Origin of the sequence: Variovorax sp. UC74_104 (genome assembly GCF_044055375.1) — a bacterium.
GTDB lineage: Bacteria > Pseudomonadota > Gammaproteobacteria > Burkholderiales > Burkholderiaceae_C > Variovorax.
Genome location: NZ_CP171978.1, coordinates 3862857 through 3878032, shown reverse-complemented (window position 1 = coordinate 3878032; position 15176 = coordinate 3862857). Strand labels below are relative to the sequence as shown.

The following is a 15176-nucleotide window of genomic DNA, read 5'->3' as shown; positions in this document are numbered from 1 at the left end:
AGCCACCATGCCAGCCCCCGCAATCCTCGTCACAGGCGGCGCCGGCTTCATCGGCAGCCACACCTGCGTGGCGCTGATCGCGGCGGGCTACCGGCCCGTGGTGCTCGACACGCTGGTCAACAGCGACGCGCGCTCGCTGAAGCGGGTGGCGTGCATCACCGGCATCGAGCCCGTGCTCGTGCGCGCCGACGTGCGCGACGCGGCGGCGCTCGACCGCGCTTTCGCGGCGCACCCGGTGCGGGCGGTGGTGCATCTGGCGGGGCTGAAGGCGGTGGGCGAGTCGGTGGCCGATCCGCTGGGCTACTACGACGTCAACCTGGCCGGCACGCTCTCGCTGGTGCAGGCCATGGGCCGTGCGGGGGTGCGCACGCTGGTGTTCTCCTCGTCGGCCACGGTGTACGGCGACTCGCATCCCTCGCCCATTCCGGAGTCCGCTCCTTGCAACGCCGTCAACCCCTACGGCCGCACCAAGGCGATGGTGGAGAGCCTGCTGGCCGATCTCTCGCGCTCCGACGGGCGCTGGGGCATCGCCTGCCTGCGCTACTTCAACCCGGTGGGCGCGCACGAGAGCGGCCTGCTCGGCGAACTGCCGCACGGGGCGCCCAACAACCTCATGCCCTACGTCGCGCAGGTCGCGGCCGGCGAGCGCGATTGCCTGGTGGTGCACGGCGCCGATTACGACACTGCCGACGGCACCGGCGTGCGCGACTACGTGCACGTGATGGACGTGGCCGAGGGCCACGTGGCGGCGCTGCGCCACGCGGCGCGCCAGCCGGGCGTGCTGATGACGAACCTCGGCACCGGCCACGGCGCCTCGGTGCTGGAAGTGGTGTCGGCCTTCGAGCGCGCGAGCGGCCGCCGCATCGCGCTGCGCATCGGGCCGCGCCGGCCTGGCGACGCGCCCGCCTACTGGGCCGACGCCCGCGGGGCGTTCCTCGCCCTCGGCTGGCGCGCGCGCCGCGACCTCGACCAGATGTGCGCCGACAGCTGGCGCTGGCAAGCCGCCAACCCGCACGGCTTCGACGACCCGGCACCGGCCTTCGCCACGAATCTTCCGCGCTACCAGGACAACAGCGATGCCAACATCAACTCCAACGTGGGACATAGCCATGCCTGACAACGCTTCTCCCCGCCCGGCGAGCAGGGCACCGGCCGGCCGGGTATTCATCGGGCATCTGCGCGCCCGCCGCGCCGCTGTGGCCCGGCTTCCTGACCGGCCAGGAAGACTCGCCCGTGCGCGTGCTGCTCGTCGAGGACGACGAGTTCATGCGCCGCGTGATCGCCCAGGAACTGCTGTCGGACCTGCGCATACAGCTCGAAGGCCAGGCCGGCAGCCTGCGCGACGGCCGGCGGCTGCTGGCCACGCACGATTTCGACGTGCTGATGGTCGACCTGCGGCTGGGCGACGGCACCGGCTTCGACCTGATCCAGGAAGCGCGCGAGCAGCACCGCACCGGCGAGATCATCGTGATCTCCGCGCTGGAAGACGAATCGCACGTGCTGCGCGCCTTCGAGATGGGAGCCACCGGCTACCTGCTGAAGGACGCATGGCTGCAGAGCTTCGCCCAGGCCGTGCTGCAGGTGGTGAACGGCGGCGCGGCCATCACGCCGCGGCTGGCGCGCAGGCTGCTCTCGAGGCTGAGCTACCGGCCGCCCGGCGCGCTGCCGCCCGCGGAGCCGGTGCAGCGCGAAGCGACGCTCACCGCGCGCGAGTGCGAGATCCTGCGCTTCGTGGCGCGCGGCCACGTCACCGAGGAAATCGGCAACAAGCTGGGCATCTCGGGGCAGACCGTCAACGCGCACATCAAGAACATCTACAAGAAGCTGCACGTGCATTCGCGCGCGCAGGCCGTGAGCTACGCGGCATACACGGGGCTGATCTGAGCGCCCCGGTCCTTCCCGGTTTCACCTGGCTTACCAACACCCGACGCTGGCGATCATGAACACCCTTCTTCCCATCCATCCCGTGGTTCTTTGCGGCGGCAGCGGCACGCGGCTGTGGCCGCTGTCGCGCAAGGCCCTGCCCAAGCAGTTCGCGCCGCTGGTCGGCGGCAAGAGCCTGCTGCACCTCACGCTCGAACGGCTGGCGCTGCTGAACTCCGCCATCACCTGCGTCACCTCGGAGGACCATCGCTTCCTGGTGAAGGAGACCATGGACAACGCCTGCGCCAAGGGCCGGCAGATCCTGGAGCCGGTGGCGCGCAGCACGGCGGCCGCCATGGCCTCGGCCGCGCTGATGGCCGACGCCGACGACCTGCTGCTGTTCGCGCCCTCCGACCATCACATTCCCGATGCCCCGCTGTTCGCACGCACGGTGCGCAGCGGCATCGAGGCTGCGCTTGCCGGAAAGATCGTCACCTTCGGCGTGGTGCCGAGCTTTCCGAGCACGGCCTACGGCTACATCGAGGCCGGAGCACCGCTTTCCGACGGGCATAGCCAGGCCGTGGTGCGCTTCGTGGAAAAGCCGACGGCCGCCGTGGCCGAGATGCTGATCCTGCAGGGCGGCTACAGCTGGAACGCCGGCATCTTCCTCGTGCAGGCGCGCACGCTGATTGCCGCGCTGCGCGAGCACGCGCCCGACATCCTGCAGGCCTGCGAGCGGGCCACCGCCGGCGCGACCCACGACGGCAGCTTCATGCGGCTGGAGCCCGCGGCCTTCGCGGCATGCCGCACCGAGAGCATCGACTACGCCGTGCTCGAGAAGCACCGGCAGATCGCGGTCGTGAAGTTCGAGGGCCTGTGGAGCGACGTCGGCAGCTGGAACGCGGTGGCCAGCCTGCACCCGGCGGACGACGCCGGCAACCGGCTCAGCGGCAAGGCCAGCGCGCTGAATTCGCGCAACACCTTCGTGCACGCGCCCCACCGGCCGGTGGTGGCGCTGGGCACCGAGAACCTCATCATCGTGGACACGCCCGACGCGGTGCTGGTGGCCGGCGTGGGCTGCGCCGAACAGGTGGCGGACGTGGTGCGCAAGCTCTCGCAGGAGGGCTGCGCCGAGGCCACCGAGCACCGCCGCGTGGTGCGGCCGTGGGGCGCCTACGACAGCATCGACCTGGGCGAGCGCTTCCAGGTGAAGCGGCTGACCGTGAAGCCCGGCGCCAAGCTCTCGCTGCAGATGCACCACCACCGCGCCGAGCACTGGGTGGTGGTGAAAGGCACGGCGCGCGCCACCTGCAACGGCGAGGTCACGCTGGTACACGAGAACGAATCGATCTACCTGCCCTCCGGCGCCATCCACCGGCTGGAGAACCCGGGCCGCACGGTGCTCGAGGTGATCGAGGTGCAGACCGGCGGCTACCTGGGCGAGGACGACATCGTGCGCTTCGACGACACCTACGGCCGGTGCGCGCCGGCCGACCAGCAGGTCATTGCGGCAGATACGGCCTGATGTTCTTCAGCGCGTTGGCCACGTAGGCCTCCTTCTCGCCCACCGGCGCGACGTAGTGCAGCGCGTCCGCCGCGGCCTCCACGCCCTGTGTGCGGGCGATGATCCAGCCGGCCAGGTACGGCGAGGCGAAACAGCCGCCCGCGGTGGCGACGTTGCCGCGCGCGAAGAACGGCTGGTTCAGCACCTCCACGCCGGCCTCCTGCACCCAGGGCTTGGTGGTCAGGTCGGTGCAGGCCGGAACCCCCTCGACGAGTCCGAGCCTGGCCAGCACCAGCGTGCCGGAGCACTGCGCCGCGATCAGCTGCCGTGCCGGGTCGAGCGCGAGGCGCCCCATCAGCTCCGGGCTGGCGACCACCTCCCGCGTCTTCACGCCGCTGCCCACGACCACCGCGTCGGCGGAACGCGCTTCTTCCAGCAGCGTCTGCGCGCGAATGGTCACGCCGTTCATCGACGTGACTTCAGGCGTCGGGCAGCAGATGCTCACGCGCCAGCCCGGTTTCCTGATGCGGTTGAGCACGCCCAGCGCGATGAGCGAGTCGAGTTCGTTGAAGCCGTCGAAGGTGAGGATGGCGATGTGCATGGTGTCGGTCCGTGGGGTGCGAGGTGGATCCACCATCGTAGTGACGGTGATCAATACAATCAAAAAATTGTCATGGATACATCCGCAGCACGATGGCCGAAGCCCGATACAAGCAACTGGTGGACGAGCTCGCCGTCCAGATCCGCGCCGGCCAGCTGAAGCCCGGCACCCGCCTTCCCACGCACCGGCGGCTGGCCGAGCGCCACGGGCTGGCCCTGGTCACGGCCTCGCGCGTCTACGCGGAGCTGGAGGCCATGGGCCTGGTCAGCGGCGAGGTCGGCCGGGGCACCTTCGTGCGCGAGACCGCCATGCCCGGCGGCACCGAGGCCGACCAGCGGGCGCTGCCCGCCGACATGCTCGACCTGAACTTCAACTACCCGGCCCTCCCCGGGCAGGCTGAACTGCTGCGCGGCGCGCTGCGGCAGCTCGCCACCGGCGGCGAGCTGGAGGCGATGCTGCGCTACGCGCCGCACGGTGGGCGAATGCACGAACGCGCCTGCTTCGCCCGGCACCTCATCGAATCGCGCGGGCTGGCCGTCGAGCCTTCGAGGGTGCTGCTGGTCGACGGCGCGCAGCACGGACTCGCGGTGACGGTGATGGCGCTGCTGCAGCCGGGCGACGTGGTCGCGATCGACGCCCTCACCTACCCCGGCTTCAAGGTGCTCGCCGAGGCGCTCCGGCTCGAAATGGCACCCATACCCGCGTCAGGCCAGGGCCCCGACCTCGACGCGCTGGAGCGCCTGTGCGCGCGGCGCCGCGTGCGTGCCGTCTACGCCATGCCGACCATGCACAACCCGCTGGGCTGGGTGATGAGCGCGAGCCGTCGCCGCCGCCTCGCGGCCATCGCAAGAAGGCACGGCCTGCTCGTCATCGAGGACGCGGCCTACGCTTTCCTGGCCGAAGACCCGCCGCCGCCGCTGGCAACGCTGGCGCCCGAAACCACGGTGTATGTCTCCGGCCTTTCCAAGAGCGTTGCGACCGGTCTGCGCGTGGGCTTCGTCGCCGCGCCCGAGGCCTGCGTGCCCAAGCTCGAACGCGCGATACGCGCTACCACCTGGTGCACGCCGGGCGTGACCACTGCCATCGCCTGCGCGTGGCTGGAAGACGGCACGGTCGAGCGCCTCGAATCGCAGAAGCGGCAGGACGCGATGGCGCGGCAGCTCATCGCCGGCGAAGAGCTCGCGGGGCTGAAGTGCGTGCGGCACCCGTCGTCGTACTTCGCGTGGCTGCCCCTGCCGGAGGAGACGCGCGCCGACCGCGTCGCGACTGCGCTCATGCGCGAAGGCGTCTCGGTATCCACCGCCGAGCCCTTCGCCACTTCGAAACATGTGCCGCACGCGCTGCGGCTGGCGCTGGGGTCCGTGGGGCTGGATGGGTTGCGCGGTGCGCTGCGGACGGTACGGCGGGTGGTTGGGGAGCAGGCGTTCTGAAAGCGCCTGCGGGCGCGACGACAATCGGGCCAAGCAGCAGAGCCACCGTTCCAAGGAGTTTCGATGAACCTGAAGCCATCAAAGTCCGTACGCGCGTCGCCGGCAACCGCGACGGGCGCGCACGCTGTCGGCACGACCGCAATGGGCTCCATCGTGATCGGCGCCGCAGCGCTCGGTGCGCTGGCCATCGGGGCCTTGTCCATCGGGCGGCTTGTTGTGGGACGGGCTCGAATCCGCAGGCTGGAGATCGATGAGCTCATTGTTCACCGCATTCGAGTCAGCCAGATCACGCTAGAAACCGAGCAGGCCGATGGCGCTGAAGGACAGGAAGGCGCCGCCACCGAAGCGTGAGATGCGGGATCGGCGCCCGGATCTCTGCCTCCCACCGAGTGTTCGCCCCCTCAGGCTGCACCGCGGAGCCTACGCGCCGTATGCCGCCATGAAGACCCTCACGGCCTCGCGAAGAAGAGCCCTGTCTTCCCGGGGATCCGGCATCTCGAGCTTCAGCATTCCGCGGATGTGCCCGGAGCCGAGGAACATCGACAGGAACAGGTCCGCCGCCTGGAGCGGGTTCCGCACCTTCAGCGTGCCCGCCGAGTTGGCAAGGCGCAGGTATGCAGCCAGCTCGTCGTTCACACGCTCCGGGCCCTCCTTGTACAACGCACGGCAGACTTCCGGCTGCACCCCAGCGACGCCATAAACAGCGCGCAACGCGCCCAGGGCGTCCCCGCGCGCCAGTGCGAGAAACCGGGCGCCGATCGCCAGCAGCACCTTCTCCGGCTGATCCGGGTCGAGCGTCCCGGCGCCCGGGAAGCCAGCCAAAACTGCTGTCGTCCTGTCGCGCACGACCGCCTGGAACAGCCCTTCCTTGGAGCCGAAGTTGCTGTACACGGTCATCTTGGAGACGCCCGCGTCGGCGGCGATGGCATCCACGCTGGCTCGCTCCAGACCATGCTGGTCGAAGTGCGTCTGCGCCGCTTCCAGGATGCGCCGGCTGCGCTCGGGATCGCGCGGCCGCCCACGCTGAGGCTTCTGAGCGGGAACTGAGGATCGGGTCATGGGCATATTTAGTGGACTTGACAGTCTACTATATATGCACCACATTACTGTACTTGAAAGTCCATTAATAAACCGACTCGCCCGGAAACCATCACCATGAATGACGTCATCATCATCGGCGGCAGCTTTGCCGGCCTCGCGGCGGCCCTGCAGCTCGGCCGTGCCGGCCGCAAGGTCATCGTTCTCGACACCGGCCGGCCACGCAACCGCTTTGCCGGCCACTCGCATGGCCTGCTCGGCCACGATCACAAGCCACCGCTGGACATCCTGGCCGAGGCGCGGCAACAGCTGGCGCGCTATCCAGCGATCAGGCTGGTCAATGCCCGGGCCGAGAGCGTGTCCGGCGCCATCGACGACTTCCGCGTCGTCACTGACGACAAGGAAAGCCTGAGGGCGCGCCGCGTGATCCTGAGCTATGGCATCGTCGACCAGATGCCTGATGTTCCGGGCTTTACCGAAAGCTGGGGCACGTCCATCGTGCCCTGCCCCTATTGCGATGGCTTTGAAGTCGCCGGCCAGCATTGGGGCCTCGTCTGGTCCAGCCCGCAGTCGCACCAGTCCGCCAGGCTGTTTCAGGATTGGACCGACAAGTTGACCGTCTTCGCCGACGGGCGCGACATTGCGCCCGATATCCGGGCCGATCTGGCGAATCGCAACATCGCGGTCGTCGACGGCCGGATCATCGAGATCGCCCATCACAAGGGCCATATCTCCACCGTCAATCTCGATACCGGCCGCAATGTCGCGGTCGACGTCCTGTTCGCCCATCCGCGCAACAAGCCGTCCGCAAGCCTGCATGAATCTCTGGGCCTCGCCACGGTCGATACGCCCACTGGCATCGTCCTCAAGGTCGACGAGCGCCGCCAGACCAGCATGCCCGGCATCTACGCCGCGGGCGACCTCGCGACGCCCTTCTTGCCCTCGGTCACCCAGGCATCGTCGCAGGGCGCAATGGCGGGCATCTTCGCCCAGCAGTCGATGCTGGCTTGAAAGCACAGGTCAGCCATAGCCCCCAAGCCACCGCCAATCCAGATGCCAAAGGCGCCGGCACACCGCACCGCGATGCGCCAGCCCTTCCCTCACCGCCTACCGATCAGGCGCCACCCACTGCTCACCCAGCGCCCCCGCGCACTCCTGAAGCAGCACAGTCGCGTCCCGCGCCATTTCCCATGCGAGCCAGAAGACGTTGTCGAGGTTCTGCAGGCCCTCGTCTTCGCTCCATCGGGCACCGTCGCCGTGGCAGGCCCATAGCAGCGACTTCAGTTGCTCCAGCTTGTTTTCGAGGAGGTCCGGGGCGGCGGGTGCAGTGACAGCCGCGGCTTGGGGAGATGCCGGCTTGGTGGGCCGGGCCATAATTCGTTCAGCCATTTTGTTGTGCGTCCTTTACTAGGTCGGGCACTTCACTTGGTTAGACGGCTGGGGTGTTTGCGCACCCCGGCCGTCGCCTTTTGTGCCTCGCGTTCGCATCGATGCGCTTGCGTCGATGGCCCGCCGCGAGGCGTGGCGGTCTGGTCGCTTCGGGTGGTGCTTGCTGGTGACGCCTTCCTTGCCCGCTTGGTGGGGCGTTGAGTGACAGGGGCATCCACTGTAGAGAGGAGCGGTGCTGCGCGGAGCGCGACGCGCGAGGAAGTCTTGATTCGTGCAAACAAATACAGCATTCGGCACTTGCGTGGCGCCGCAAGGGATAGCTGAAACGCACCCGGCAGGCGGCGGGCGGCGGGCGCCATCGGCGCTTCAGTAGGAACCCGGCGGCGGCGTGTGCCTGAAGTGCCCCGACGAGGTCATGCTTCTGAACTTCGCGCGCGCGGCACCCAGCCGGGCACGCCCGGCGCCGACCAGTCCACCCACCGTAGACTTGATTGCGTCGGCCGAGCGCGACTCCCTCGGGTACCTGGGTGAAAGTCCGCACTTGCGCATCACCCGGTTGACCTGATGGATGCGGGCCACCTCGCGCGTGGCGGCGGTGTAGAAGGTCACGCCGATGGAGATCGACAGGCGGCTTTCCGGCGTGGCATTCGCGTCGACCCTGGATCTCGTCATGTGCGGCGACGTGCTCGGAAAGTAGACGGCGTCTCCCGGCCGCGCATCGAACTCCAGTCCACGGGGCAGGAAGGCTTCGTCGAAACGCACTTTCTTGAGCGACTGCGTGACGATGAAATCTTCGACGGCTTCCGCCGACACGATGCTGCGGTCGCGGTGGTCCCAGACGTTGAGCGTCTTGCGCCCGCGCAGCTGCAGCCAGAAGTTGTTCTCGCGATCGATGTGAAAGGGCGTGACCGAGGGCGGCGCGGAGAAGAAGACGAATCCGTTCACCAGGAAGATGTCGGGCTGCTCGCGCTCGACCAGGGAGCGCATCGAGTCGACCACCGACATCAGCAAGGCGCCGTAGCGCGGGATGACTTCGATGTTGTAGAAGGCGACCGACGAACCCGGCTCCTCCATGCGCTCGAAGAACTCCTCGATGCTGCGCCCGCCGGGCGGCCGCCCGACGTGCGAGAGCGCGGAGGCGACGGTCCGTTTCGGGTCCATGAACCTGCACTGGTCGAGCTCGGAGAGTTCCAGCCCGAGCTTCACGAGCTCGGGCACCTGGAACAGCGGATGCTCATGGAAGTTGTGGTGCATCGGCGCGATCCGCAGCGTCGAGAAGCCGCCGGGATCGTCTGTCCAAACCCGGTACGTCGTCTGCGAAGGCCCGACGGAACTCAAGCTGGTTGCGGCTCGCATGGCACCCTCCTGATCGCTTTTCGGACCAGCTCCGGCGCGAGGGTCGGGACTAGTCCCGCGAACAAAAGTACTACTAAGAGGGTAAATCTAGGACGGAGTTCTGAACCGAACCTGACCGCGAAGTGCCTGCGCGATGGCGCTTTACCAGCCGTGGAAACGGCTCCAGGTCTGCAGCTCGCCCTCCTCCGACAACGCCTGGTATTCGGGAAACTGCGCGCCCGTCGCACAGGCGTGGTTCGGCAGGATTCGCAGCCGCGTGCCAATGGGAAAGCGCGCCACGATGCCCGTGTCGGGCTCGCCTTCGCGCGAGACGATGCCGTGCTCCTGGTTCGCTCCGCCGAGCACATAGCCGCCGAGCACCCGGCCGTCGAGGTCGCAGACCTGTCCGTAGCCGAAGTCGCGCTTCTGCTTGTGCGTGCCCCTGTCGCGGCTCATCGCCATCCAGCCCGCGTCGACGATGGCCCAGCCCTTCTCTGCCTGGTGGCCGATGACCGTGGTGAGCACGCTCAGGGCGATGTCGTCTTCCGTGCACACGCCGATGTTGCGCATCACGAGGTCGAAGAACACGTACACGCCGGCGCGCACTTCGGTGACGCCCTCCAGCGCCCCGGCCATCAGCGCCGTGGGCGTGGAGCCCACGCTGACCACGGGGCACGGCAGGCCCGCCTCGCGCAGCCGCTGCGCGGCGCGCACGCAGCCCGCGCGCTCCTGCTCGGCCATGGCGCGCAGGGTTTCGGGGGTGTCTAGCTCGTAGCTGGAGCCGGCATGCGTCATCACGCCGCCCAGGCGCATGCCGCCTTCGTGCAGCGTGCGGGCCACTTCGAGCAGGCTGTCTTCCTCGGGCCGGATGCCGCTGCGGTGGCCGTCGGTGTCGACCTCGATCAGCACGTCGAACGCCTCCCCGTTCGCCCGGCCGAACGCGGCGATGGCGCGCGCCGATTCGACGCTGTCCGTGAGGATGCCCAGCGCACAGCCGCGCCGGCGCAGCTCCAGCGCGTGCGGCAGCCGGTGCGGCGCCATGCCGACGGCGTAGAGGATGTCGGTGAAGCCTTCGGCGAAGAACTGCTCGGCTTCCTTCAGCGTCGAGACGGTGATGCCCCGGGCGCCCGCCTCGCGCTGCGCCTTGGCAACTTCGATGCACTTGCTGGTCTTCACGTGCGGGCGGAAGCGCACGCCGAGTTCGTTCATGTGCCGCTGCATGCGCCCGATGTTGCGCTGCATGCGGGTGCGTTCGATCAGGGCCGCGGGGGTGTCGATGGTGGCGAGGGTGTGGTTCATGGGCGGGCTTTCATTTGCCGAAGGATTGCAGCCATGGCAGCGCGGGTTCGAGCGCCGGCGCCTGCAGTTCGGGCGATGGCGCGCCCTGCGGCAACCCCAGGCCGACGCGGTTGTGCCAGAAGGTTCGCAGCCCGACCGCCGAGGTGCCGAACATGTCGTAGCCCGAGCCGGCGACGAAGGCGGCGTCTTGCGCCTGCACGCCCAGCCGGTCGAGCGCCAGGCGGTAGGAGCGCGGGTCGGGCTTGTAGAAGCCGGCCTCCTCGGAGGTGACGACCACGTCCCAGTCGATGCCCAGCCGGGCCGCGGCGCGATGGCCGAGGCGGCTGGAGCAGTTGGTGACCACGGCCAGCCTGCAGTGCGGCTTCAGCGCGAGCAGCAGTTCGCGGGCGCCGCTCCACGCGGGCAGCGTGTCCCATTGCGCCTCGAGCGCATCGGGGGGCGGAATCGTCCATGCCGGTGTTGCGCGCAGCTTCTTTCACCAGCTCTTCGTAGGGCACGTAGGCGCCGCAGCCGTAGGTGAGGCGCAGGTATTCGGCGCGCCAGGCGCGGCCTTTCTGCTCGGAGCCGGCGGCGGAGTTCCAGACGGTCCAGGAGTCGAGCAGCGCGGTGAGCAGGTCGAACAGCACGGCGCGCGGATAGGCGTTCGGGTGGGGTTGCATGGACTGCGACTGTACGTTCCGAAGCCATGCTTGTGCTTCAATGCGGCGTCATCAATCGTTAAGCACAAGTTAATGACGACGATCCAGATCGAAGACATGCAACTGGCCGCCGCCCTGCTGCGCGAGCCCTCGCTGAGCGCGGCGGCGCGGGCGCTCGACGTGACGCCGCCCGCGCTCTCGATGCGGCTGCGCAAGCTCGAAGCCGCGCTGGGCCTGTCGCTCGCCACCCGCACCGCGCGCAAGCTGAGCCTCACGCCCGAGGGCGAACGCTTCGCGCGCGAGGCGGCCGCGCTGCTCGCGCAGATCGAGGGGCTGCGCGAGTCGATGCAGCGCGACGACCGGCGCCTCACCGGCACGCTGCGCATCGCCGCGCCTTTCGGCTTCGGCCGGCAGTACATCGCGCCGATGCTGGCGCGCTTCGCAAGGCTGCACCCGGGGCTGGGCGTGCAGCTCGACCTGCGCGAGACCCCATGGCCCGACCGGCACGACGCCGACGCGGTGATCCACATCGGCACGGTGCGCGACTCTTCCTGGGTGGCGCGCACGCTGAGCGCCAACGAGCGCTGGCTGTGCGCCAGCCCCGACTACCTGCGCCAGCGCGGCGCCCCCCGCGTGCCGCGCGACGTGATGCAGCACGACTGCATCTGCATCCGCGAGAACGACGAGGACGTGACGCTGTGGCACCTGCGCCCGGCCGGCCGCGCAGCCTCCGCCAAGGCCCGCCGGGAAACCTTGCGCATATCGCCCGCCTACGTGACCAACGACGGCGGCGTGGCCCGCCAGTGGGCCGAGCAGGGCCTGGGCCTGGTGCTGCGCTCCGAATGGGACGCGGCCGACGCCGTGGCGCGCGGCACGCTGGTGCGCGTGCTGGCCGACTGGCAGTTCGACGGCGCCCCGGTCACGCTGCTGGTGCCCAGCCGCAAGGGCCGCACGGCGCGCGTGCAGGCCGTGGTCGAGTTCCTCGTCGAGGGGTTCGGCACCATGGGCGTGAAAGGCCCCAAGGGAGTAAAGGGGGTAAAGGGAATAAAGGGAACCGGGGGAAAGTAGCTCGGCGCATATCCATAGCCACATTCATTCGTTGGCCGCGCGCGCGTCGCGCGCCAACACTCGCAGCTTCCAAATTTCCGGTGGAGAAGCCTGCGATGACCGTTCCCCTCGATCACTTACCGCCCTCGCGCCGCAGCGTGCTGCAGGCCGGAGCGGCAGCCGCCCTGGTCGGCTCCGCGGGCGTGCTCGGCTCCTCGGCCTGGTCCCAGCCGCGCAAGCTGACCTTCGCGTGGAGCCAGGCGGGCTTCTGCCTCGCGCCGGTGCCGGTGGCGCTGGAGCGAGGCTTCTTCGAGAAGAACGGGCTCGACGTCGAGCTGCTCAACTGGGCCGGTTCGTCCGACCAGATGCTGGAGGCGCTGGCCACCGGCAAGGCCGACCTGGGCGTGGGCCTGATCCATCGCTGGGTGAAGCCGCTGGAAGCGGGCTTCGACGTGAAGGTGGTGGGCAGCGTGCACGGCGGCTGCCTGCGGCTGGTGGGCGCCAAGGCCTCGGGCGTGACCACCGACCTGGCCAGCCTGAAGGGCAAGACCATCGGCGTGTCGGACCAGAACAGCCCGGCGCGGCAGTTCTACGCGATTCACCTCGCCAAGAAGGGCATCGACATCGAGAAGGACGTCGACTGGCGCGTCTACCCGGCAGACCTGCTCGACGTGGCGGTGAAGAAAGGCGAGATCCACGCGATCGCCGATGGCGACCCGAACGTGTTCCTGATCGAGAAGCGCAACCCGGGCGTATTTACCGAGATCGCCAACAGCGCCAAGGGCGAATACGCCGAGCGGCTGTGCTGCATCGTCGGCGCGCGCGGCGAGCTGGCGCGCAACGACAAGCCGCGCGCCGCGGCCGTGGTCCGCGCGCTGGCGCAAGCCTCCGACTACGTTTCCGAAAACCCCAACGAGGCCGCGCGCATCTACTCCAAATACGCGCCCAAGGTGCCGCTCGAAGATCTGCAGAGGCTGCTGGCCGAGCTCACCTACAAGCACCACCCTGCCGGCAAGGCGCTGCGCAACGAGGTCGAGGCCTTCGCCACCGACTTCCGCAACGCGGGCATCCTGAAGAAGAGCACCGACGTGGTCCGCTTCGCCAATCACGTGTCGCTGGACGTCCTGGCATGAGCACGGCAGAACAGATCCTCGACGCGCCGCTCGGATTGCAGGGCGGCACGCACGCGCCGGCCTCCGCCGCGCCCCGTGCAGCCAAGGCGCCGGCCCCGACGCAGGCAGCGACGCTGCGCCCCGCCGCCCCTGCAGGCATCTGGCCCACGGGCCTGCTCGCCTCGGCCGCATGGGTCGCGCTGGGCCTGCTCACGCTGCTGTGGCCGAACAAGGAAGTCGGCTTCAGCGACTGGGCCTTCACGCGCGAATTCGGCATTGCCACGCTGGTGGTTGCCGCCCTCCTCTTCACGGTGGCGCTGCTGGGCAGCCGTACCGGCAGGCTGGTGCGCACGCTGCGCCCGGCTGGCCAATGGCTGGTGGCACTGGCCGCGGGCCTTGCGCTGTGGGAGATTTCCACCGCCAAGCTCGGCGTGCTGCCCTCGCCCTTCTTCGCGCCGCCGCAGAGCCTGATCGACGTGGTGCACGAAGACTGGCAGCGCCTGGGCCTCTCCACCGTGCATTCGCTGCGCCTGCTGGCCAACGGCTTCGTGCTGGGCGCGCTGGTCGGCTTCATCACCGGCGTTGCCATCGGCTGGTCGCGCATCGCGGGGTACTGGGTGCATCCGCTGCTGCGCTTCCTGGGGCCGGTGCCCGCGTCGGCACTGCTGCCGCTGGCCTTCTTCTTCGCGCCTTCGAGCTATTCGGCGGCCGTGTTCCTCGTGGGGCTGGCCACCTTCTTCCCGGTGGCGGTGCTCACTTGGTCGGGCGTGGCCTCCGTGCACAAGAGCTACTACGACGTGGCGCGCACGCTGGGCGCGTCGGAGCGCTTCCTGGTGTTCCGCGTGGCGATTCCGGCCGCGCTGCCGCAGGTGTTCGTGGGCCTTTTCATGGGCCTGGGCGCCTCGTTCTCGGTGCTGATCACCGCCGAGATGATGGGCGTGAAGGCCGGGCTGGGCTGGTACCTGCAGTGGGCCCAGGGCTGGGCGGCCTACGCCAACATGTATGCGGCGCTGCTCGTGATGGCGGCGCTGTGCTCCGGGCTCATCACCCTGCTTTTCAAGGTGCGCGACCGCGTGCTGTCCTGGCAGAAAGGAACCGTGAAATGGTGACGAACGCCGTGCTTCCTCCCGCGCCCGCGCCTGCCGCCAAGGCAGATGCCGCCGGCGCGCACATCGACATACGCGGCGTCAGCCACTGGTTCGAGGTGTCCGGCGGCGTGCTGCAGGTGCTCGACGGTGTCGACCTGCAGGTGCGCCCCGGCGAGTTCGTCGCGCTGCTGGGGCCCAGCGGCTGCGGCAAGTCGACCCTGCTGCGGCTGGTGGCCGGGCTCGAGCCCGCGACCACGGGCACCATCACGCAGAACGGCGAGGCCATCACCCGGCCCGACCCGTCGCGCATCGTCGTCTTCCAGGACCCGACGCTCTACCCCTGGCGCAGCGTGTGGGACAACGTGGCGCTGGGCCTGCAGGCGCGCGGCGTGCTGAAGGAGCAGCGAGCCCGCGTCGACGAGGCGCTCAGGCTCGTGGGTCTCACCGAGTTCGCGAAGGCCTTTCCGCACCATCTTTCCGGCGGCATGGCGCAGCGCGTGGCGCTGGCCCGTGCACTGGTCAACGACCCGCAGCTGCTGGTGCTCGACGAGCCGCTGGGCAAGCTCGACTCGCTCACGCGCATCGCAATGCAGAGCGAGCTGGTCAACCTCTGGCAGCGCGCCGGCTTCTCGGCGCTGCTGGTGACGCACGACGTGGAAGAGGCGCTCTTCCTCGCCAACCGCGTGATCGTGCTGAGCGACCGGCCGGCGCGCATCGCGGCGGAGCTGGTGGTCGACCTGCCCTACCCGCGCCATCGCGGCGATCCGAAGCTGGCCGAGCTGCGGCACGAGGCGCTCAAGCACCTGGGCCTCGACGCCACGTGGTGAAGAGG

At 69.2% G+C, this 15176-nt stretch carries 15 protein-coding genes and 1 pseudogene; 10 read left to right on the top strand and 6 right to left on the bottom strand.

Translation table 11 applies throughout. The features are described from left to right. Positions 1–7: 7 nt before the first annotated feature. Genes galE through ACHMXA_RS18240 form a run of 3 tightly spaced genes read left to right on the top strand, consistent with a single transcriptional unit; the run spans position 8 to position 3388 of the window. Positions 8–1117, top strand: a complete 1110-nt coding sequence (galE, locus tag ACHMXA_RS18250; RefSeq protein ID WP_395316069.1) for a UDP-glucose 4-epimerase GalE — start codon at positions 8–10, stop codon at positions 1115–1117. Then, a complete protein-coding gene (locus tag ACHMXA_RS18245; RefSeq protein WP_395321315.1) occupies positions 1114–1884 on the top strand; it encodes a LuxR C-terminal-related transcriptional regulator in 771 nt (256 codons plus the stop codon). The genes galE and ACHMXA_RS18245 overlap by 4 nt, the downstream gene beginning before the upstream one ends. A 55-nt stretch (positions 1885–1939) precedes the next feature. Further along, positions 1940–3388 (top strand): mannose-1-phosphate guanylyltransferase/mannose-6-phosphate isomerase, encoded by a 1449-nt coding sequence (locus ACHMXA_RS18240; RefSeq protein WP_395316068.1) that lies wholly within the window; start codon positions 1940–1942, stop codon positions 3386–3388. On the opposite strand, the gene ACHMXA_RS18235 is transcribed toward ACHMXA_RS18240, so the two are convergent. Beyond that, positions 3366–3968: a DJ-1/PfpI family protein gene (locus ACHMXA_RS18235; protein ID WP_395316067.1), complete on the bottom strand. Its 603-nt coding sequence runs from the start codon at positions 3966–3968 to the stop codon at positions 3366–3368. The two genes, ACHMXA_RS18240 and ACHMXA_RS18235, sit on opposite strands and share 23 nt — an antisense overlap. Before the next feature lie 92 nt (positions 3969–4060). On the opposite strand from ACHMXA_RS18235, the gene ACHMXA_RS18230 reads away from it, so the two are divergent. Together ACHMXA_RS18230 and ACHMXA_RS18225 are read left to right on the top strand one after the other, a co-directional pair. Continuing rightward, on the top strand, positions 4061–5398 hold the full coding sequence (locus tag ACHMXA_RS18230; protein ID WP_395316066.1) for a PLP-dependent aminotransferase family protein: 1338 nt from the start codon (positions 4061–4063) through the stop codon (positions 5396–5398). Between the two features lie 63 nt (positions 5399–5461). Beyond that, positions 5462–5749 (top strand): hypothetical protein, encoded by a 288-nt coding sequence (locus ACHMXA_RS18225; RefSeq protein ID WP_395316065.1) that lies wholly within the window; start codon positions 5462–5464, stop codon positions 5747–5749. Positions 5750–5818: 69 nt separating this feature from the next. Here the strand turns inward: ACHMXA_RS18225 and ACHMXA_RS18220 are convergent, their stop codons facing one another. Further along, complete coding sequence (locus ACHMXA_RS18220; RefSeq protein WP_395316064.1) at positions 5819–6457, bottom strand: TetR/AcrR family transcriptional regulator; 639 nt, start codon at positions 6455–6457, stop codon at positions 5819–5821. Positions 6458–6553: 96 nt separating this feature from the next. On the opposite strand from ACHMXA_RS18220, the gene ACHMXA_RS18215 reads away from it, so the two are divergent. Beyond that, positions 6554–7447 (top strand): NAD(P)/FAD-dependent oxidoreductase, encoded by an 894-nt coding sequence (locus ACHMXA_RS18215; RefSeq protein WP_395316063.1) that lies wholly within the window; start codon positions 6554–6556, stop codon positions 7445–7447. A 96-nt stretch (positions 7448–7543) separates the two neighbouring features. On the opposite strand, the gene ACHMXA_RS18210 is transcribed toward ACHMXA_RS18215, so the two are convergent. The 4 genes and pseudogenes from ACHMXA_RS18210 to ACHMXA_RS18195 form a co-directional block, all read right to left on the bottom strand. Next, positions 7544–7825, bottom strand: a complete 282-nt coding sequence (locus tag ACHMXA_RS18210; RefSeq protein ID WP_176664028.1) for a hypothetical protein — start codon at positions 7823–7825, stop codon at positions 7544–7546. 366 nt (positions 7826–8191) lie between these two features. After that, entirely contained in the window at positions 8192–9181 is a 990-nt protein-coding gene (locus tag ACHMXA_RS18205) for a JmjC domain-containing protein (RefSeq protein ID WP_395316062.1), read from the bottom strand. A 141-nt stretch (positions 9182–9322) separates the two neighbouring features. Then, positions 9323–10459: a DSD1 family PLP-dependent enzyme gene (locus ACHMXA_RS18200; RefSeq protein ID WP_395316061.1), complete on the bottom strand. Its 1137-nt coding sequence runs from the start codon at positions 10457–10459 to the stop codon at positions 9323–9325. Between the two features lie 10 nt (positions 10460–10469). Next, positions 10470–11118: pseudogene (locus ACHMXA_RS18195) on the bottom strand (HAD family hydrolase). A gap of 72 nt (positions 11119–11190) precedes the next feature. Here ACHMXA_RS18195 and ACHMXA_RS18190 point away from each other — a divergent pair. From ACHMXA_RS18190 to ACHMXA_RS18175, 4 genes are all read left to right on the top strand, one after another. Beyond that, complete coding sequence (locus ACHMXA_RS18190; RefSeq protein ID WP_395316060.1) at positions 11191–12165, top strand: LysR family transcriptional regulator; 975 nt, start codon at positions 11191–11193, stop codon at positions 12163–12165. Between the two features lie 95 nt (positions 12166–12260). Continuing rightward, positions 12261–13277: an ABC transporter substrate-binding protein gene (locus ACHMXA_RS18185; protein WP_395316059.1), complete on the top strand. Its 1017-nt coding sequence runs from the start codon at positions 12261–12263 to the stop codon at positions 13275–13277. Beyond that, complete coding sequence (locus ACHMXA_RS18180) at positions 13274–14365, top strand: ABC transporter permease (protein WP_395316058.1); 1092 nt, start codon at positions 13274–13276, stop codon at positions 14363–14365. The genes ACHMXA_RS18185 and ACHMXA_RS18180 overlap by 4 nt, the downstream gene beginning before the upstream one ends. Beyond that, a complete protein-coding gene (locus ACHMXA_RS18175; RefSeq protein WP_395316057.1) occupies positions 14359–15171 on the top strand; it encodes an ABC transporter ATP-binding protein in 813 nt (270 codons plus the stop codon). The genes ACHMXA_RS18180 and ACHMXA_RS18175 overlap by 7 nt, the downstream gene beginning before the upstream one ends. The last annotated feature ends 5 nt before the right edge of the window (positions 15172–15176 follow it).